This window comes from Pseudomonas sp. NMI760_13, assembly GCF_021283245.1.
Taxonomy (GTDB): domain Bacteria; phylum Pseudomonadota; class Gammaproteobacteria; order Pseudomonadales; family Pseudomonadaceae; genus Aquipseudomonas; species Aquipseudomonas peradeniyensis.
This window is the reverse complement of the sequence record NZ_JAJSRC010000007.1, coordinates 125,029-144,262: the sequence shown is the minus strand read 5'-3', so window position 1 is coordinate 144,262 and position 19,234 is coordinate 125,029. Positions and strand designations below refer to the sequence as shown.

Genomic DNA, 19,234 nt, shown 5'->3' with positions numbered 1-19,234 from the left:
AAGCAAGTAGATGAGACCCTTCTGGCTGCAACAGGCCCTGGACCAGGAAGACCAGGCGCCGTGCCCGCCGCTTGCCGGCGACGTGCGCTGCGACGTGTGCATCGTCGGTGGTGGCTACACCGGCCTGTGGACCGCGCTGATGATCAAGGAACAGGCGCCGCAGCTGGAAGTGCTGCTGCTCGAGGCGGATATCTGCGGCGCCGGGGCCAGCGGGCGCAACGGTGGCTGCGCGCTGTCCTGGTCGGCCAAGTACTTCACCCTCGAGCGCTTGTTCGGCGTGGCCGAGGCGGTGCGCCTGGTGCGCGAGTCCGAGCGCAGCATCGGCGCCATCGGCGAGTTCTGCGCGGCCAACGGCATTCGCTGCGACTACCGCATGGACGGCACGCTCTACACCGCCACCAACCAGGCCCAGCTCGGTGGCACCGATGCGGTGATCGCCGCGCTGGAGCAGCAGGGGATCAATTCGTTTCAGCGCCTGGCGCTGGAGCAGGTGCAGCGCCTGGCCGGCTCCGACCGGCATCTGGAGGGCTGGTACTCGCCGGCCGCGGCCACGGTGCAGCCGGGGCGGCTGGTGCGCGGCCTGCGCCGGGTGGCCTTGCAGCGTGGCGTGCGCATCCACGAGGGCACGGCGATGACCGGCCTGGAGCATGGCGCGCCGGTGCAGGTGCGCACCCGCGCCGGCACCGTCCGCGCCGACCGCGTGGTGCTGGGCCTCAATGCCTGGATGGCGCGGGCCTTCCCGCAGTTCGAACGCAGCGTGGCGATCGTCTCCAGCGATATGGTGATCACCGAGCCGTGCCCCGAACTGTTGCGTCAGATCGGCCTGGACAGCGGCGTCAGCGTGCTCGACTCGCGGATCTTCGTGCACTACTACCACAACACCTCCGATGGCCGGTTGATGCTCGGCAAGGGCGGCAATACCTTCGCCTACGGCGGGCGCATGCTGCCGGTGTTCGACCAGCCTTCGCCGTACCAGCCACTGCTGCGTGAAAGCCTGGCCGAGTTCTTCCCGGCGCTGGCCGAGGTGCCGCTGGCGGCAAGCTGGAACGGGCCGTCGGACCGCTCGGTGACCGGGCTGCCGTTCTTCGGTCGGCTCGATGGGCAGGGCAACGTGTTCTACGGTTTCGGCTACTCCGGCAGCGGGGTGGGGCCGTGCCACATGGGCGGGCAGATCCTGTCGTCGCTGGCACTGGGGCTGGACAACGCCTGGACCCGCTCGCCGCTGGTCAAGGGGCCGCTGGGGCAGTTTCCGCCGGAGCCGGTGCGCTACCTGGGGTCGTTGCTGGTGCGCAATGCCATCCGCCGCAAGGAACGCGCCGAGGACCGTGGCGTGCGGCCGCGCCGGCTGGACGTGCGCCTGGCGAAGTTCGCGGCGGCGGCGGGGAAGGCGGACAAGGGCTGACCCGCTCCCACGCGGGATACGCGATTTCTTGTCGAACCCGGTGCGCAGGGCGTATAAACTCTCCCCACTTTAAGGCCGGTCGCTTCCTGAACCGGCCGCGGAAACAAAGAGAGTCGATATGGGCGCACAGTGGAAAGCCAAACATAGAGAAACAGCGGCCAATGCCAAAGGCAAGGTCATGGGCAAGCTGGCCAAGGAGATCCAGATCGCTGCCAAGTCCGGTGCCGACCCGGACATGAACCCGCGCCTGCGCCTGGCCATCGTCCAGGCCAAGAAAGCCTCGATGACCCGTGAGACCCTGGAGCGCGCGATCAAGAAAGGCGCGGGCCTGGACGGCGAGGCCGTGCAGTACCATGCGGTCAGCTATGAAGGCTTCGCCCCGCACCAGGTGCCGCTGATCGTCGAGTGCCTGACCGACAACATCAACCGCACCGTGGCGCAGATCCGCGTGCTGTTCCGCAAGGGCCAGCTCGGCGCCAGCGGTTCGGTGGCCTGGGACTTCAACCATGTCGGCCTGATCGAGGCTACCCCGGAAGGCGACGCCGACCCGGAAATGGCGGCCATTGAAGCCGGTGCCCAGGACTTCGAGGATGGCGAGGAAGAGGGTTCGACCCTGTTCATCACCGACACCACCGACCTCGATGCCGTGCAGAAGGCCCTGCCGGAGCATGGCTTCACCGTCACCTCGGCGAAGATCGGCTACACCCCGAAGAACCCGGTGAGCGCAGCCAGCCTGAGCGCCGAAGCGCTGGCCGAGGTCGAGGCCTTCCTCGAGGCGATCGACGAGAACGAAGACGTGCAGAACGTCTATGTCGGCCTGACCGACTGATCCGCGCGTCATCCTCGCGGGGCAACCCCGCTCCCAGCGCGTCTGTGGGAGCGGGCTTGCCCCGCGATCATTTCCGGACCTGCCTCATGCACCCCACCTTCGCCTCCCTCAGCCTCGCCCACCTGCGCACCCTCGACTGCCTCCTGCAGCTGAAGAACCTCAGCCACGCCGCCGAACGCCTGGGCTGCAGCCAATCGGCCCTGAGCCGCCAGCTGGCCAGCCTGCGCGAGGCATTCGACGACCCGCTGCTGGTCCGCCAGGGCCGTGGCTACGTGCTCAGCGAGCACGCCGAGGCGCTGGTCGAGCCGTTGCGCCAGGTGCTGGAGGAGCTCAACGCCCTGCGCCAGCCCGCGGCGTTCGACCCGGCGCGCTGCGAGCGGCGCTTCTGCCTCGCCGCCTCCGACTACGTGGCCGAGCACATGCTGCCGCAGCTGGTCGCGGTGCTGGAGCAGGAAGCGCCGGGCGTGTCGCTGGAGTACCGCACCTGGCAGGCTGGGCAGTACGCCTTGCTTGCCAGCGGCGAGATCGACCTGGCCACCACGTTGTTCGACGAATCGCCGCCCAACCTGCATGGCCGGTTGCTGGGCGAGGACCGGGCGGTGTGCCTGATGCGCCATGACCATCCGCTGAGCACCCGCGCCGAGCTGAGCCAGGACGACTACCTGGCCTTCAAGCATGTGCGGGTGTCCGGGGGCGGCGACAAGGACAGCTTCATCGACCGTCATTTGCGCGCTCAGGGGCTGCAGCGGCGCATCAGCCTGGAGGTGCCGTTCTTCAGTGCCATGGTCCAGGTGCTCGGCAATGGCCAGGCCCTGGCTACAGTGCCCGAGCACATCGCCCGGCAACTGGCGCGGCTGCACGGCCTGAGCTGGCGGCCGATGGGCTTCATCGACCACACCCAGCGCTACTGGGTGGTGTGGCACCAGCGCCTGCAGGCCTCGGCCGAGCACCGCTGGCTGCGCAACCGGGTATTCGAGGTGTGGCGCCAGTCGCAGTTCGGCGTGCAAGGTGGGCATGCGCCTTCGCCATAGCAGCTATGCGCGAAGCGGGGTTATTCGCAAGCCGGCAGGCGCCTAGACTGCGGGCATTGTGTTGCCAGTGCCGGCCTCTTCGCGGGGCAAGCCCGCTCCTACAGGATTGCGCGGTCCCTGTAGGAGCGGGCTTGCCCCGCGAAGAGGCCGGCACACGCACCTGACAATCCACAGGAGAGCCCCCCGTGACCCCCGAACAATTCCGCCAGTACGGCCACCAACTGATCGACCTGATCGCCGACTACCGCCAGACCGTCGGCGAGCGCCCGGTCATGGCCCAGGTCCAGCCGGGCTACCTCAAGGCCGCCTTGCCCGAGGGCGCGCCGCAGCAAGGCGAACCGTTCGAAGCCATCCTCGCCGACGTCGACAAGCTGGTGATGCCCGGCCTGTCCCACTGGCAGCATCCGGACTTCTACGGTTACTTCCCCTCCAACGGCACCCTGTCGTCGGTGCTCGGCGACTTCCTCAGCACCGGCCTGGGCGTGCTTGGCCTGTCGTGGCAGTCCAGCCCGGCACTGAGCGAGCTGGAGGAAACCACCCTCGACTGGCTGCGCCAGCTGCTGGGCCTGAGCGGGCAGTGGAGCGGGGTGATCCAGGACACTGCCTCGACCAGCACCCTGGTGGCATTGATCAGCGCCCGCGAACGCGCCACCGACCACGCCCAGGTGCACGGCGGCCTGCAGGCCCAGGCCAGGCCATTGATCGTCTACGTCAGCGCCCACGCCCACAGCTCGGTGGACAAGGCCGCGCTGCTGGCCGGATTCGGCCGCGACAATATCCGCCTGATCCCCACCGACGCCCGCTACGCCATGCGTCCGGAGGCGCTGCGCGAGGCCATCGAGCAGGACCTGGCCGCCGGCAACCAGCCCTGCGCCGTGGTCGCCACCACCGGCACCACCACCACTACCGCGCTGGACCCGCTGCGTCCCATCGGCGAGATCGCCCAGGCCAACCAGCTGTGGCTGCATGTGGACTCGGCCATGGCCGGCTCGGCGATGATCCTTCCGGAGTGCCGCTGGATGTGGGACGGCATCGAGCTGGCCGACTCGGTGGTGGTCAACGCCCACAAATGGCTGGGTGTGGCCTTCGACTGCTCGATCTACTACGTGCGCGATCCGCAGCATCTGATCCGGGTGATGAGCACCAACCCCAGCTACTTGCAATCGGCGGTCGATGGCGAGGTGAAGAACCTGCGCGATTGGGGCATCCCGCTGGGGCGCCGGTTCCGCGCGCTGAAACTGTGGTTCATGCTGCGCAGCGAAGGGGTCGAGGCCCTGCAGCAACGCCTGCGTCGCGACCTGGACAACGCCCGTTGGCTGGCTGCCCAGGTCGAGGCGACGGCGCAGTGGGAAGTGCTGGCGCCGGTGCAATTGCAGACCCTGTGCATCCGTCATTGCCCGGCGGGCCTCGCGGGTGAGGCGCTGGATGCCCATACCCGTGCCTGGGCCGAACGTCTCAACAATTCGGGCGATGCCTACGTGACCCCGGCGACTCTCGACGGGCGCTGGATGGTGCGGGTGTCGGTGGGGGCGCTGCCGACCGAGCGTGCGCATGTCGAGCGGCTGTGGGCCCGGTTGCAGGCGGTAGTGGCCGAGTAACGCGGCAAGCTCAAGCGCTGAACGCTGTCGCGGGGCAAGCCCGCTCCCACGTGTTTGTGGGGGCGGGCTTGCCCCGCGACACGTTTTGCAATGCTGACAGAGCAAGGCTATCACCCCCCAATAGCGCCTCTATTAGACCTCTGCCCAAGCTCGGCTAGTCTTTCTGCTGGTTCCGCGAAAAGCCGGTGCACCGCCGTGCCCGGCCACACTGATGAGGAGTGGGCGCGCTTTCGGGCGCACCCGTTCCAACACCTGGCAACGAAAATACAAGAACGCCCGGAAATCTGAATTGAACCGACCCAAAAGGTAGAAGCAGATGGCGAACGAATCGAAATGCCCGTTCCATCAGACCGCCGGTGGCGGCACCAGCAACCGTGACTGGTGGCCTGACCAGCTCAACCTGAAGATCCTCCACCAGCACTCCAGCAAGTCCGACCCCATGGACCCGGACTTCGACTACGCCAAGGCGTTCAAGAGTCTCGATTTCCAGGCCCTGAAAAATGACCTGACCGCCTTGATGACTGACTCACAGGACTGGTGGCCGGCCGACTTCGGCCACTATGGCCCGCTGTTCATCCGCATGGCCTGGCACAGCGCCGGCACCTACCGCATCGGTGACGGCCGTGGCGGCGCCGGCTCCGGCCAGCAGCGCTTCGCCCCGCTCAACAGCTGGCCGGACAACGTCAGCCTGGACAAGGCCCGGCGCCTGCTGTGGCCGATCAAGCAGAAGTACGGCAACAAGATCTCCTGGGCCGACCTGATCGTGCTCACCGGCAACGTCGCCCTCGAATCCATGGGCTTCAAGACCTTCGGCTTCTCCGGTGGTCGCGCCGATGTGTGGGAACCCGACGAAGACGTGTACTGGGGCTCGGAGAAGGTCTGGCTGGGCGGTGACACCCGTTACGGCAAGGACCAGGTCAAGGCTCAGCCGCCGGGCCAGGGCGACCTGGTGGCCGAGCCCGCCAAGCATGGCGAGGAACAGAACCGCGACCTGTCGGCCGAGCGCAACCTGGAAAACCCGCTGGCCGCCGTGCAGATGGGCCTGATCTACGTCAACCCGGAAGGCCCGGAAGGCGAGCCCGACCCGGTGAAGTCCGGCAAGGACATCCGCGAGACCTTTGGCCGCATGGCCATGAACGATGAAGAGACCGTGGCGTTGATTGCCGGCGGCCACGCCTTCGGCAAGACCCACGGTGCCGGCCCTGCCGACAATGTCGGCGCCGAGCCGGAAGCCGCAGGTCTGGAGCTGCAGGGCCTGGGCTGGAGCAACAAGTTCGGTACCGGCAAGGGCGGCGACACTATCACCAGCGGTCTGGAAGTAATCTGGACGTCGACCCCGACGAAGTGGAGCAACGAGTACCTCAACAACCTGTTCAATTTCGAGTGGGAACTGACCAAGAGCCCCGCGGGTGCCCACCAGTGGCGGCCAAAGGACGGCAAGGGTGCGGGGACCGTGCCCGATGCCCACGACCCGGGCAAGAAACATGCGCCCTCGATGCTCACCTCTGACCTGGCGCTGCGTTTCGACCCTGTCTACGAACCCATCGCCCGGCGTTTCAAGGACAATCCCGACCAGCTTGCCGACGCCTTCGCCCGTGCCTGGTACAAGCTGATCCACCGTGACATGGGCCCGTTGGCCCGCTACCTAGGGCCAGAAATGCCCAACGAGGAGTTGCTGTGGCAGGACCCGTTGCCCAAATCAGGACCGCAACCGAGCGACGCCGATATCGCCGCGCTCAAGGCCAAGGTGCTGGCTTCGGGGCTGAGTGTCCCTGAACTGGTTTCCGCCGCCTGGGCCTCGGCCTCGACCTTCCGTGGTTCCGACAAGCGCGGTGGCGCCAACGGCGCGCGGTTGCGCCTGGCTCCGCAGAACGGCTGGACGGCGAACCAGGGCTTGGACAAGGTGCTGACGGCACTGGAGAAGATCCGCGGCGAGGGCGGTAACAAGATCTCCCTGGCCGACCTGATCGTGCTGGCCGGCAGCGCGGCGGTGGAGAAGGCGGCCAAGGATGCCGGGCACAACATCAGCGTGCCGTTCCACCCGGGGCGCGTGGATGCTTCGCAGGAACAGACCGATGTCGAGTCGTTTGCCGTGCTTGAACCGCTGGCCGACGGTTTCCGTAACTTCAGCAAGGCCCGCTACAGCGTCAAGGCCGAGAAGCTGCTGCTGGACAAGGCCCAGTTGCTGACCCTCACCGCACCGGAGCTGACCGTGCTGATCGGCGGCCTGCGGGTGCTCGGCGCCAACCATGGCGGCAGCAAGGACGGCGTGTTCACCGACAAGGTCGGCGTGCTCAGCAATGACTTCTTCCGCAACCTGCTGGACATGGGCGTGGAGTGGAAGCCGACCTCGGCGGACAACGAAGCGTTTGAAGGCCGTGATCGCAAGACCGGCCAGGTGAAATGGACCGCCAGCCGGGTCGACCTGGTGTTCGGCTCCCATGCGCAACTGCGTGCCTTGAGTGAGGTGTATGGCAGCAGCGATGCCAAGGACAAGTTCGTCAAGGACTTCGTGGCGGCGTGGGTGAAGGTCATGGAGCTGGACCGCTTCGACCTGGCCTGAGGAAAGGCCTGGGGCGTCGTTTCGTGGGAGCGGGCTTGTGGGAGCGGGCTTGCCCCGCGATGAGGCCATCAACCGTTCAGGCCATCATCGCGGGCAAGCCCGCTCCCACGAAAAGCCCCAGGGCTATCACCTACAGGTCCTGCGACACCCCAGGCTGATCGTTGCCTGGGGTGCCCTCATGCAATGAAGCCTGCGAGGTTTCCGGCAAGGCCAACCCACCCACCAATGCCAGCAACGCAATCACTACCAGGTAGAACGCCGGTGCCAGGCGGCTGCCGCTCTGTTCGATCAACCAGGTCGCCACCAGCGGCGCGGTGCCGCCGAACAGGGTGTAGGCGACGTTGTAGGTGATCGCCGAGGCGGTGTAGCGGCTGCGGGTGGGGAAGCATTCCGACAGCAGCGCGGCGGTGACCACGCCACTCATCAGCGCGCCGATGGCCAGCAGGATCACCCCCAGCAAGGCCCCCGACAGCGAACCGGAACTGGCCAGCCAGTAGGCGGGGAACACCGCGAGCATCACCCACAGGCAGGTGAAACCGATGGTCCGGCGCCGGCCGACGCGGTCGCTGAAGGCACCCGCCAGCGGGCAGCCGGCGGCGGCCAACAGCAGGGCCACGGTCGAGACCAGCAGCGCCTGGGCGCGGCTGAGGTGGCCGACCGTCTGCAGGTAGGTGGCGAAGTAGGTGGTGAACATGTAGAACGACAGCGCCGTCAGCGAGATGAACGCGCCGAGGTTGCGGATGGTGCGGCCGTGGTGGCGCAGGGTGTCGCCCAGCGGCGAGTGCGCGTGGGCCTTGCCTTCGGCCAGCGCCTGGCGAAACGCCGGGGTCTCCTCCATGCGCCAGCGCAGGTACAGGCCCACCAGGCCCAGGGGCGCGGCCACCAGGAACGGCACGCGCCAGCCCCAGGCATTCATCGCCTCGGGCGTGAGGCTGGCTTCCAGGCCGTAGGCGATGACCGCCGCGCAGGCGAAGGCGCTGAATGTCGAGACTGGCACGAAGCTGCCATAGAACGCCCGCCGGCCCCGTGGCGCGTGCTCCATCAGGTAGGCGCAGGCACCGGCATACTCGCCGCCCGCGGAAAACCCCTGCAGGCAGCGGGCGAGGGTGAGCAGTACCGGGGCCAGCACGCCGATGCTGGCGTAGGTCGGCAGCAGGCCGATCAGGGTGGTGGAGCCGGCCATCAGCAGGATGGTCAGCGACAGGATGCGCTTGCGTCCGAGCCGGTCGCCCAGCGCGCCGAACACGATACCGCCGAGCGGGCGCAGGGCGAAGGCCACGGCGAACACGGCGAAGGTCTTGAGCAGGGCGACGCCTGCGTCTTCGCTGGCGAAGAACTGGCTGGCGATCAAGGTGGCGAGAAAACCGTAGACGGCGAAGTCGAACCATTCGACGAAGTTGCCGATGGCCGAGGCGACGATCACCCGCCGCAAGGTGGCGGGCGGGACCTCATGGGGAATGGACATGGATGCTCTCCGTTGCGCTGGGCAGCCTGGGCCGGTGCGGCTCACTCGGGGCGCGCCGTCGTTGTTCTGGGGCCAGTAGACAAGCGGCAAGAGGTGGAGGCTTTGTCGTAGACGACATCGGGTTATCCGTTACGACCACACCTGGGGGGCAAAGCGGCCGGAGCACTTGCATCGGTTCTCGCCCGAAAGGTCGATGAAAGGGCCGTTAAGGGGCGCGCGAGCGCTCTAGGGGGCGAATTGCGGATGCCTGATGGGTTTGGTTGGTGGCACTTTGATGGTAATTTGGCGGGCAATCTATTTCTGGTCAGCCTGACAGGTTTCTGGGGGGGGCCATCTACTCATGGAAAGAGGTCGACATGGCATCAGTTCCCCATCAATTGATTCTGTTTGGTCCTCCGGGCACCAGCAAAAGTCATCGCGCCCGCAAGTACAAGGCTGACGAGCTGGGTGCCGTCGACCAGAACATCATCCCTGTTACCTTTCATCCTGAGTACAGCTATGGCGAGTTCGTCGCCCGGGTGCTTCCCCTGACTAACGCTGACCATCGGATCGAGTACAGGGTGCATGCCGGCCCGCTGATCCAGGCGCTGACGCGTGCGTATGCCGAGTTGGAAAAAGAAACGCCCGGTAAGGTGATGTTGTTGATCGACGAGATCAACCGGGGTAACTGCGCTGAGATCTTCGGCGATATCTTCCAATTGCTGGACAGGGACGATGAGGGATGGTCGAGCTATTCGATCACCGTATCTGAGGTGATCTGCTCGGCATTGAAGGTTTCAATGGGGCCTGTCACTACCACGCAAAGCATTCTGCAGCAGAAACTGCGCGAGGGCCTGGAGCACAACCGGCTCATGTTGCCGCCGAACCTGCACATGATCGGCACCATGAACACCAGTGACGAATCGATCTTCTTCATGGACTCGGCATTCAAGCGCCGCTGGCATTTCGAGTTTTGTCGGGTCCACCTGGGCGAGTCGGATGAGGAACGCATCCAGGCCGATGCCTTGATTCCGTCGGCCGAACCGGTTCGTTGGGAGGCATTTCTCAAGGTGCTGAATGACTTCATCCGCGAGACCTGCACGGCGCCCCAACTGGATGACAAGCTGGTCGGGCCATGGTTCATCAAGGCGCGCCCGCCCCGCAAAGGCAAGGTACACGAGCTTCAGGACGCAGATGCCTGGCACAGGCTGCGATCGCTTGCCAATAGCGTCACGGAGTCTGGGGCCGGAGGTGATAACAGTGCGTCGTTCGAAAACAACGTCTTGGCATTCACCAGAAACTGCAGCAAGGCGACGCAGGACAGGATCCTGAAACTGGCCGGCTACGATGTGGGCGCAAAACGCAAGTTCAAGGCCATTCTTTCCGAAGGCAGCGGCATTTATCCCTACTACCTGACCAAGGCGGACGCCGGTAGTGAAGGGCTCACCATCCTGAAGTTCCTGGATGCGCTGCAGGAGTTGGAGGCGGAAGTCGATGAGCCTTGTATTCAGCGAGCCGATATCGCCGGCAAGTTGTGCCTCTACCTTTGGGACAATGTCTACGCGCGCGACAAGACGCCTCTTGCAGAGTTGGTCGGCATGAATCGACAGACGTTGCGCACGTTCGACCAGTTCGTTGATCGTCTCGATACCTTCTTCGACAACCTGATGAAGCCTCCTTCAGCCAATGCCAAAGGCGAGGAGTCTTGAGCCAGGATGCTATGCGAAGCGCTTGAAATCGTCGAAGGCGATAAGGACATTGGCCTGTTCCTGAGCGCCGAAGGACGCACTCTGCTCAAGGTGCCTCACGGTCTCGACTGCAGCGGGTTATCACCTACCGCAGTCTTTTCGCTGCTTTACCGCATGTTTGCCGTGTTTCGCCGCACCGGACATGGCGAGCGCATCATGGCGGCCAGGGATGGCGTGGAGCGGCATGGCAAAGGTGGCGCGCAGGCAGCGGGCAAGGGGGCGGGGTTTGTCGACATGCTGGCATTCGACGAGCTGTTCGATGAGGTGGACCCTCGCAGCATAGTGTCCTTGCATGCGCATCCTGGCATGACGTCTCCTCAGGACGTCCAGCGACTCGACCGGTACCTGTCCCGTGCGCTCTTCGACGAAGGCGACATCCCGTATCTGGACCGGGTACCAGGCATGCGTCGGACAATGGGCCTGGGCAAACAGGCAATCGTGGGGCTCTATTGTTTTCTGGCACGGGACTTCTACCAGCACCTGCTGCAGGTGGACCTTCAGTGCGCCTGGGGCAGTTTCTTCCGTGATGGAATCGCCCTGGCGGAGGACTTCCAGCACCGCTACCTGGCGGCAGACGACTCGCTCTACCTGGGTGATGCCGAGCAGATCAAGCACTGCCGCGAGCGGCTTAGCCACTTGTTGTGGCGAATCGACCGCCAGGCCGCGCCAAGGGATGCCACCTACTGCCGGTTGCATGATGCCCTGGCGCGCTACCTGCAGGGTGCGAGCAGCGTGGAGCAGTCACCTGGCCTGGTTTGGGGCGTTCAAGGATTCTGGGCGGTATGGGAGTCGATGTGCCTGTGTCATGCCTTGGCCGAAAATGCCGACACCACCATCCACAACTGTGACTTCGAACATCTGCCACGCGGGGTGTGCGGTCCCAGGGACATGGCGCGCTGGCGAAAGGCGCAGCGCTTGGTGTTCTCGCGCAACCATCTGCATCGGCGCCCCGACCTGGTGGTGAACGCTGGCGAGCGGTGGCGTGTGGTCGACTTCAAGTATTACCCGCAACCCCTTTGGCAGCGGCCGAAGGAGAAAGAGGACGAGCCACCGACCAAGGAGGAACGGGACTTCACCAACCTGGAAATCTACGCTTTGCTGCTGCGCTGTCATCTATCCGCGACTGCGTCGGGCGAACCGCCCATTGCCCTGGAAATGTGGCTGCCGGGTCGCGCCTTCGAGGTGCATGCACTGGAAGCGACCCCAGCCTGGGACCCGCCATTGTCCGTGCACTTGCTGCAAACCAGGGTCTTGCTGGAACGCTACGCGAGTCTTTACCAGTCGATGGCGCTGCGCAGCGAGGCCGCTGCGTTCAACCGTAGATCTCCCGCTCAATTGCCTTGATCTGTTCGTGCAGGTCTTCGTTCACCGGGGCGGGTATGCCCTGGGCGTGGCTGATGGATTCGGCCTCGAACTCATGGAGTTCGAAAAAGTCGTACATGTATTTGCCCATGGGGGTGATCAGGTCGTAGTGAAACAAGGTGCTCCGTCCGACCAGGTGAACGTTTATGGAAAGATGCTTGTAGGCATCGGTCAGGTTCGGGTGAGCAATGCGGTAATGATCCGGGTTGAACAGTAGGCTCTTGTGCATTCTGGGGATGCGCAGCAATGCCGGGTCAATGAAGTCCAGTCGTGCGCGCTTGACCTTCCTGTTGCATTTGGCGCATGCCACCGCCAGGTTCGGCAGGTCGAAGATGCAATGATTGAACTGGCTCTTTGGCAATACATGCTCTATATCCAGCACCATGTTGTACTCGCCGCCAATAGGTCTCTGGCAATAACAGCAGCGCTCGCCTTGTTCACGGCGTTTGTGCGCCTTGAGCCGTCGCTTGATCGGTGCTACATGGGCGGATTCCCAGATTTCTCTGGCCGAAGGGCGAGGTCTGGTGCCGACCTGTAGTGCCCTGGCGATACTCAGGTGCTCATCCATCGTGTAGGTGAATGTGGTCATGATACGAGCATCCTCGCCTTGCGAATCAGCAGCAGTTGCTTGCCGTCATGTGCGGCGGCGGCTTCCAATTCATCGAACTCACGGTGGAACAACTGTTCAGTCAGCATGCCCTGCTGCCGGCGGTGCAGCAGGGTGGTCATATGGTGGGACAGGAAAGCGCTGCGTGGCGTCAGCATCCTGAACACGTCCCATAGCACTTGCTCCATGCCTTCGTCGCCACAGTCCAGGGGGCGGGGGGCGTTGTCCTTGACGGCATAGGCCTGCCAGGGCATTTCGGCGTGGGGCGCGGTGGTGACCATGACCGGTGAGTGGGTTGCGATGACCACCCTGGGCCTGTGGTAGTGAAAGAGGTCGAACAGCCTCTTGATGTAGTCATGCTGCCAACGTGGATGAAGACTGTTTTCCGGTTCGTCGATCAGGATCGCCGCATCTTTGTCGATGTGGGAAGCAATGAAGGCCAGGGTCGTGATCAACTGGATCTCACCGGAGCTCGCCTGCTCCAGCGGGAATTGTTCGTTGCCCTTGTGCAGGAATATCGCCGGCCAGTTGCGTAGTTCGTCCTTGTACAGATTGAGTGTCCACGCCCCTTTGTCCGAATACCGCGAGAGACTCTCGGAAGACTGGCTGCTTCCTAGGTCGAACCAGTCGATTCGAGCTTTGGCGTTCTCCTGGCAGATGCCCATGCGAGGCTCATATCCCAGGCGCTCAAGTACCTTACCGATCAGAAAACGGGTATCGGAAGGTTCCTTGATCGACGCGATGACACGTTGCAGCGCGATCGAGAGGAAGGTTTGGCCATAGCGGCCACCCATGAAGAAGTAGCGTTTGCCCTTGTCACGGAACTTGTCGAACGGGCAGTTGGCAATGGCGATGACCGTGCGGTTCTTGCTGATGTAGGCCTCGGCAATATCCGCAAGGGCCTGGCTCTTGCCACTGCCGTTTTCGCCGATGAGGATCGAGAGGGGGCAATCGTAGTCGAAGTCGTGCAGTCGGGTACGCATGGAGAATCCTTTCCTGGGATCGGCAATCGGGGCCGTTCGCGAGCGGGCAGCATACGTTGAGTGATGGCTTTACGCCATTTCTTGCCTCCCTCAAGCCTGTCCGTCGACCGGTTTATTGTCGATCACAGCCGGCCGGTATTGGCCAAGTCTGGACCGGGCGCTGGTCTTTCAGGGCCTCCGGCACCTCTATCGGTGCCTCGCCCGGGCCGAGCAACGCCTCGATTTCACGAACGCTGCGCAGGTATGGGTCGAGGTCGGTGCCCAGCCCGGCCTGGTGCGGGATCCACCAGGCGATGACCTGGGGCTTGCCCTGGTCATCCTCGGTCAGCAGCACCTTCCAGAACACCTCGGGCGTGGCAATGCCGTGGGACGTGACAAAGGCGTCGTTGTCCAGTGCCGCGCCGGCATGACCAAACACCACGCCACCGATCACCGTCACCGGGTGCAGGTCGCGGTAGCACTCGGTGAGCAGCTCGGTCTGGTACCAGGTGCGGCTGTTGTGTGAAGCCAGTTGCGGAACGATGTTGCTCATCAGGTTGGAGGCATCCATCGCCACGCGGTCGTCGTCGAAATGATTGTTGGCCGCCAGGTGTCCGCGGTGGTAACCCTTGGGAGTCGAGTAAGCCTTGGCCGAGAACTGACCCCTGCAGCCCTCGGGCAGACTACGGTCGATACGGAAGTTGTCGATGCGCTGCAAATGGCCCTGGTCTTTCCATAGGGTGAACGCGAAGCGGTGCGGCTCGCCGCGCTGACAGTCGTACCAGAGCCGGAAGCGGCCGTGATCGAGCAGGGTGAGGGGCGGGGCGGCGGGTTCGGGAGGCGGCGGGGAGGGCAGGCGCGGGGCGCAGGAGGTCAGGCTGAGGAGCAACAGCAGGAACAGCAAACGGCGCATGGCGCGTCTTCCTTGATCAAAGGCGCGGGATGGTACAACAGTCTGCGGATCGATTGCCTGTGAAAGGGCTGGCCATCAGGCATGAAAAAGCCCGGCCTTTGCGGGCCGGGCTCAAGCAACGGTGGACTGCCGAGGCATTCAGTTCAGCGAGTCGATCACCTTGATTGCCTGCCGCTCGCGGGCGGCGGGCCATTCTTGTTGCAGGGTCTGCAGCACGCGACCGACAAAGGAAGTGTCGGCGGCGGCCTTCCTGCCGACGTAGCCCTGGCCACGGCGGTAGACCTTGAAGCGGGCGCGCATGCTGGGCATGTGCGATTCGAATTCGGCTTCAACCGTGTTCGGCGGCAGGCGATCCAGACGGACCTCGCCGGACTGGCTGACCCACAGCAGGTGGTCGTCGAGGCTGTCCTTGCGTGCGGCGAACAGCCGGGCCAATTGGTCGATGGTTGGATTGTTGTTCAAGTTCATCATAAAGCCCCCATTACTCTCATTCGTTGGTGAAGTTCGGCTGAAGTTCACATTCGGCGCCACACCATGTAGCGCGCTAACCAAGGCTGCTACAGCAGCATCGCAACAGGGGCTTTCTCACGCTGCCTTCTGGGCAGTTTCCCTCTCCACGGACGGCCTGCGTTACCGCGCAGGCCGTCTGGAACACCCTTGCCACCGCTCCCGATCGGGGAGACGGCCTCATCATGCACAAGGCGCGGGAAGGGCGTCAACAGGTTTGTAGTGATTATTTTTGCTCACTACATCTTGTCGGACAATCCTGCCGGTTCTGTCACGCCAGTCCGTTGTCGCCGTGCTCGAGGTAGCCGGGGCGTTGGCGCAGCCGCTCATGATAGGCCTCCAGCGCCGGCAACTCGGGGTGCTCCAGGGGCGTGCGCCGCCAGCGGTTGAGGGACAGGCCGATGGCCACGTCGGCGAGGCTGAAGGCGTCGCCGGCGACATAGGCGCCGGTGGCCTGCAGGCGTGCTTCGAGCAGGCGCATCCTGGCCGTCCACTGGGCGCTGCTGGCGGCCAGCAGCGCGGGGTCCTGGTGCGCCGGCGACTGGCGCACCAGCGACATGAACGGGTAGCGCCAGGCGTCGTTGAGGTCGGTGGCCTGCCAGTCGAGCCATTGGTCCACCGCGGCGCGGGCGCGGGGGGCGCCGGGGTAGAGCGCCTCGCCGTCGTACTGGTTGACCAGGTAGCGCAGGATGGTATTGGACTCCCACAGCACGAAGTCGCCATCGACGATCACCGGCACCATGGCGTTGGGATTCAGCGCCAGGAACTCGGGCGTGTCGGTGGTGCGAAAGCCGCTGCCCCAGTCTTCGCGCTGGAACGGCAGGTTCAGTTCGGCGCAGGTCCACAGTACCTTGCGTACGTTGATCGACGAGGCCTTGCCAAGGATCTTCAGCATGTCACGGCTCCAGGCTGGAAAGGATGCGTTGCGCGGCGCGCACGCGTTCTTCGTTGGGGTAGTTGCGGTTGGCCAGCAGCACGATGCCCATCTGCCTGGACGGCACGAATGCCACGTAGGCACCGAAGCCGCCGGTGGCGCCGGTCTTGTTGTACCAGGCGGCAGGCTCGGCGGGCAGCGCCGGGTTCAGCGCCTGGATCGGGTTTTCTCCGCGGATGATCTTGTCGCCGTTGTATTCCAACAGGGTGTCGAGGCTGACCGGGTAGGGGTAGCGCTCCCAGCCCAGACCCTGGGTCATCGCGCCGACTTGGAAGTAACCGGACTGGGTGATGGCGATGGCCTTGCGTATGACCGGGTCGAGGGTGTCCGGTTGCAGCTGCAACTGCACATAGCGCAGCAGGTCGCTGGCACTGGTCTTGATGCCATAGGCCTGCTCGGCATAGGGGCCCGGGTTGACCCGCACCGGCTTGTCCTTGGCGTCGTAGCCTTGTGCGTAGAGCCCGCGGGCACTGGCCGGCACCTCCAGATAGGTGTGCTTGAGCCCAAGGCGGGGCAGCACCTGTTGGGTCATCAGTTCGGCGAAGGGCCGCTGTTGGGCGCGGGCCGCGAGGTCGCCGAACAGGCCCAGGCTGGGGTTCGAGTAGCAGCGGTGGGTGCCGGGCGCGAAGCGGCGTTGCCAGTGCTGGAACCAGGTCAGGGTCTGGGCCGGCGTCTGCACCTCATCGGGGAACTGCAAGGGCAGGCAGTCGCCGCTGTAGGCCCCCAGTTCCAGCACGCTGGCGCTGCCGATCGAGGCTTTGGCCAGGGCCGGCTGGTAGCGGCTGGCCGGGGCCTGCAAGTCGAGCTTGCCTTCGGCGCTGGCCAGGGCGGCGAGGGTAGCGGTGTAGGTCTTGCTCACCGAACCGACCTCGAACAGCGTGTCGCGGCTCACTGCCTGGCGGCTGGCCTTGTCGGCCAGACCGTAGTTGAAGTAATGCGACTGGCCGTTGGCATACACCGCCACGGCCATGCCGGCGATGCCTCGCTCGCGCATCAGCGCCGGGATCACGTCATCGACGGTGGCTTGCAGGTCGTTGGCCAGCAGCGGCGGCGCGGCCAGCATCAGGGTGGCGGCCAGCAGCAGGCGTGGGGGGCGTTTCATGGTGGGGCGTTCCTTGTCGTGGATCAGGGGCGTGGCGAAGCGAGGTGTCCGTTGGGCGACACCGACAGGGGTTCCGGCGTTAGCGGCACAAGGGCCAAGACCTTATCGTCCAGGCTTGCACAAAGACAAGACGGAAACTGTGATGAGATATCTACGGATGCTGTTCGACAACTTTACCCTGGCCCTGCTCGGGGTGGTGTTCATCGCCACCGTGCTGCCGTGCTCCGGCGAGGGGGCGGTGCTGTTCGGCTGGCTGACCAACCTGGCCATCGGCCTGCTGTTCTTCCTGCATGGCGCCAAGCTGTCGCGCGAGGCGATCATCGCCGGTGCCGGTCACTGGCGCCTGCATTTGCTGGTGTTCTCCTGCACCTTCGTGCTGTTCCCGTTGCTGGGCCTGGCGTTCAAGCCGCTGTTCGTGCCGTTGGTGGGCAACGAGCTGTACCTGGGCGTGCTGTACCTGTGCGCCTTGCCGGCCACGGTGCAGTCGGCCATCGCCTTCACTTCGCTGGCCCGGGGTAACGTGCCGGCGGCGATCTGCAGCGCGGCGGCCTCGAGCCTGCTGGGGATCTTCCTGACGCCGCTGCTGGTGATGCTGTTGCTGGGCGCCTCGGGCGACACCGGCTCCGGGCTGGACGCGGTGCTGAAGATCACCCTGCAGTTGCTGGTGCCCTTCGTCGCCGGGCAGGTCGCCCGCCGCTGGATCGGCGCCTGGGTCAAGCGCAATGCGCGTTGGCTGAAGGTGGTGGACCAGGGTTCGATCCTGCTGGTGGTTTACACCGCCTTCAGTGAAGCGGTGGTCACCGGTCTGTGGCATACGGTGTCGCCGCAGCACCTGGCCGGGCTGTTCGCCGTGTGCGGTATCCTGCTGGCGGTGGTGTTGCTGGGCACGCGCTTGCTCGGGCGGCTGCTGGGATTCAATGTCGAGGACCGCATCACCATCCTGTTTGCTGGTTCCAAGAAGAGTCTGGCGACAGGCGTGCCCATGGCGCAGGTGTTGTTCGTGGGGGGCGGCATTGGGGCGATGATCCTGCCGTTGATGCTGTTTCATCAGATCCAGCTGATGGTCTGCGCGGTGCTGGCGCAGCGGTATGCGGCGCGGGTGGAGGAGGGGCATCCTGAGGTGCGCGCCTCGCTGTAAGGATCATCCCTGAAGGCCTGGCTGTAAGGATGCGGTGGGAGCGGGCTTGCCCCGCGATAGCGATTGCCTGGGCGAGCGCTATCGCGGGGCAAGCCCGCTCCCACGAGTTCGCTCTCACGAAGGCGTCCGATTCACATTCACTGACCCACCAATGTCTGCAATCGCGCCAGCGCCGGCCCTTCGCGCTGGCGGTCGAAGACCTGCAGCGACACTTCCAGCATCGCCCCCGGCGCACGCGACAAGCGTTGCTCACAGCGCAGGCGCAAACGCCCCTGGTCGCATTCGAACTGTCTGACGCCTGCCTTCGCGCCGCCCTCCAGGCGCAGTTCGGCCAGGCGCCCCTGGGCCGCCAGCAGGGCCAGTCCCTTGTCGCGCAACAGCCCGTTGCCCTGGGTCATCAACCCGGTGGCACGCACGGCGGCGGCCATGGCCACGGCGACGATGGTCAGCGCCACCAGCACTTCGATCAGGGTGAAACCGTCCTCGGTGGTGCGCACGGGAACTCCATTCGCGCAGGCCAAAGCGGCACTGTAGAGCGGTGCGATGACGGTTTGACGACGCCGACTCCCGAGCTTTTTCAATATCCGTGACATACCGGCTTGCCACAATCGGCCCCCGATTCGAACTCACGCAAGGAATGCCGAGATGCAGATCGACCGCCGCAACATGCCCGCCCAGCGTATCCGCCAGCAAGGCTTTACCCTGATCGAGATCATGGTGGTGGTGGTGATCCTCGGGATTCTCGCGGCGATGGTGGTGCCCAAGGTGCTTGATCGCCCCGACCAGGCCCGCGCCACTGCGGCGCGCCAGGACATCGGCGGGCTGATGCAGGCACTCAAGCTGTACCGGCTGGACAACGGCGCCTACCCCAACCAGAACCAGGGCCTGAAGGTGCTGGTGGAAAAACCGGCCCAGGCCAAGGACGGCCAATGGCGCGCCTACCTCGACCGCCTGCCCAACGACCCATGGGGGCGCCCGTACCAGTACCTGAACCCGGGCGCCAACGGCGAGATCGATGTGTTCTCCCTGGGCGCCGACGGCCAGGCCGGCGGCGATGGGGTGAATGCCGACCTCGGCTCCTGGCAGTTGTGACC

Annotated in this window: 17 protein-coding genes; 9 read left to right on the top strand and 8 right to left on the bottom strand. The window is 64.9% G+C overall.

The features are described 5' to 3' along the window. Positions 1-10 precede the first annotated feature (10 nt). From LU671_RS10020 to katG, 5 genes are all read left to right on the top strand, one after another. On the top strand, positions 11-1,402 hold the full coding sequence (locus LU671_RS10020) for an FAD-dependent oxidoreductase (protein ID WP_232855582.1): 1,392 nt from the start codon (positions 11-13) through the stop codon (positions 1,400-1,402). 118 nt (positions 1,403-1,520) lie between these two features. Then, a complete protein-coding gene (locus LU671_RS10015; protein ID WP_232855581.1) occupies positions 1,521-2,231 on the top strand; it encodes a YebC/PmpR family DNA-binding transcriptional regulator in 711 nt (236 codons plus the stop codon). 86 nt (positions 2,232-2,317) lie between these two features. Next, a complete protein-coding gene (locus LU671_RS10010; protein ID WP_203652323.1) occupies positions 2,318-3,262 on the top strand; it encodes a LysR family transcriptional regulator in 945 nt (314 codons plus the stop codon). A 185-nt stretch (positions 3,263-3,447) separates the two neighbouring features. Beyond that, the gene (locus LU671_RS10005; protein ID WP_203652324.1) at positions 3,448-4,860 is read left to right on the top strand and encodes a pyridoxal phosphate-dependent decarboxylase family protein; all 1,413 of its coding nucleotides are present in this window, start codon (positions 3,448-3,450) and stop codon (positions 4,858-4,860) included. A gap of 316 nt (positions 4,861-5,176) precedes the next feature. Further along, positions 5,177-7,423, top strand: a complete 2,247-nt coding sequence (gene katG, locus LU671_RS10000; RefSeq protein ID WP_232855580.1) for a catalase/peroxidase HPI — start codon at positions 5,177-5,179, stop codon at positions 7,421-7,423. Positions 7,424-7,553: 130 nt separating this feature from the next. Here the strand turns inward: katG and LU671_RS09995 are convergent, their stop codons facing one another. Continuing rightward, positions 7,554-8,888 (bottom strand): MFS transporter, encoded by a 1,335-nt coding sequence (locus LU671_RS09995; RefSeq protein WP_232855579.1) that lies wholly within the window; start codon positions 8,886-8,888, stop codon positions 7,554-7,556. Between the two features lie 356 nt (positions 8,889-9,244). On the opposite strand from LU671_RS09995, the gene LU671_RS09990 reads away from it, so the two are divergent. Together LU671_RS09990 and LU671_RS09985 are read left to right on the top strand one after the other, a co-directional pair. Further along, positions 9,245-10,576 carry an McrB family protein gene (locus LU671_RS09990; protein ID WP_232855578.1) on the top strand — a complete coding sequence of 444 codons (1,332 nt, stop codon included), beginning with the start codon at positions 9,245-9,247 and terminating at the stop codon, positions 10,574-10,576. 6 nt (positions 10,577-10,582) lie between these two features. Beyond that, positions 10,583-11,959, top strand: coding sequence for a hypothetical protein (locus tag LU671_RS09985; RefSeq protein WP_232855577.1), 1,377 nt, complete (start codon positions 10,583-10,585; stop codon positions 11,957-11,959). On the opposite strand, the gene LU671_RS09980 is transcribed toward LU671_RS09985, so the two are convergent. The 6 genes from LU671_RS09980 to ampC all read right to left on the bottom strand — a co-directional run bounded on the left by LU671_RS09980 (position 11,928) and on the right by ampC (position 17,002). Continuing rightward, positions 11,928-12,566, bottom strand: a complete 639-nt coding sequence (locus LU671_RS09980; RefSeq protein ID WP_232855576.1) for an HNH endonuclease — start codon at positions 12,564-12,566, stop codon at positions 11,928-11,930. The two genes, LU671_RS09985 and LU671_RS09980, sit on opposite strands and share 32 nt — an antisense overlap. Further along, a complete protein-coding gene (locus LU671_RS09975; RefSeq protein WP_232855575.1) occupies positions 12,563-13,567 on the bottom strand; it encodes an AAA family ATPase in 1,005 nt (334 codons plus the stop codon). Before LU671_RS09975 ends, LU671_RS09980 begins: the two co-directional genes overlap by 4 nt. Positions 13,568-13,679: 112 nt before the next feature. Further along, entirely contained in the window at positions 13,680-14,459 is a 780-nt protein-coding gene (locus tag LU671_RS09970; RefSeq protein ID WP_232855574.1) for a DNA/RNA non-specific endonuclease, read from the bottom strand. 138 nt (positions 14,460-14,597) lie between these two features. Beyond that, positions 14,598-14,930, bottom strand: coding sequence for a hypothetical protein (locus LU671_RS09965; protein WP_186714050.1), 333 nt, complete (start codon positions 14,928-14,930; stop codon positions 14,598-14,600). A 307-nt stretch (positions 14,931-15,237) separates the two neighbouring features. Next, positions 15,238-15,861 (bottom strand): glutathione S-transferase family protein, encoded by a 624-nt coding sequence (locus tag LU671_RS09960; RefSeq protein ID WP_232855573.1) that lies wholly within the window; start codon positions 15,859-15,861, stop codon positions 15,238-15,240. 1 nt (position 15,862) lies between these two features. Next, positions 15,863-17,002, bottom strand: coding sequence for a class C beta-lactamase (gene ampC / locus LU671_RS09955; protein ID WP_232855572.1), 1,140 nt, complete (start codon positions 17,000-17,002; stop codon positions 15,863-15,865). A gap of 142 nt (positions 17,003-17,144) precedes the next feature. On the opposite strand from ampC, the gene LU671_RS09950 reads away from it, so the two are divergent. After that, positions 17,145-18,140, top strand: a complete 996-nt coding sequence (locus LU671_RS09950; protein WP_232855571.1) for a bile acid:sodium symporter family protein — start codon at positions 17,145-17,147, stop codon at positions 18,138-18,140. Positions 18,141-18,277: 137 nt separating this feature from the next. Here LU671_RS09950 and gspI read toward each other — a convergent pair whose 3' ends face one another. After that, positions 18,278-18,637, bottom strand: a complete 360-nt coding sequence (gene gspI / locus LU671_RS09945; protein WP_232855570.1) for a type II secretion system minor pseudopilin GspI — start codon at positions 18,635-18,637, stop codon at positions 18,278-18,280. Between the two features lie 148 nt (positions 18,638-18,785). Between gspI and gspG the strand changes: the two genes are divergently transcribed. After that, positions 18,786-19,232, top strand: coding sequence for a type II secretion system major pseudopilin GspG (gene gspG / locus LU671_RS09940; RefSeq protein ID WP_203652333.1), 447 nt, complete (start codon positions 18,786-18,788; stop codon positions 19,230-19,232). The last annotated feature ends 2 nt before the right edge of the window (positions 19,233-19,234 follow it).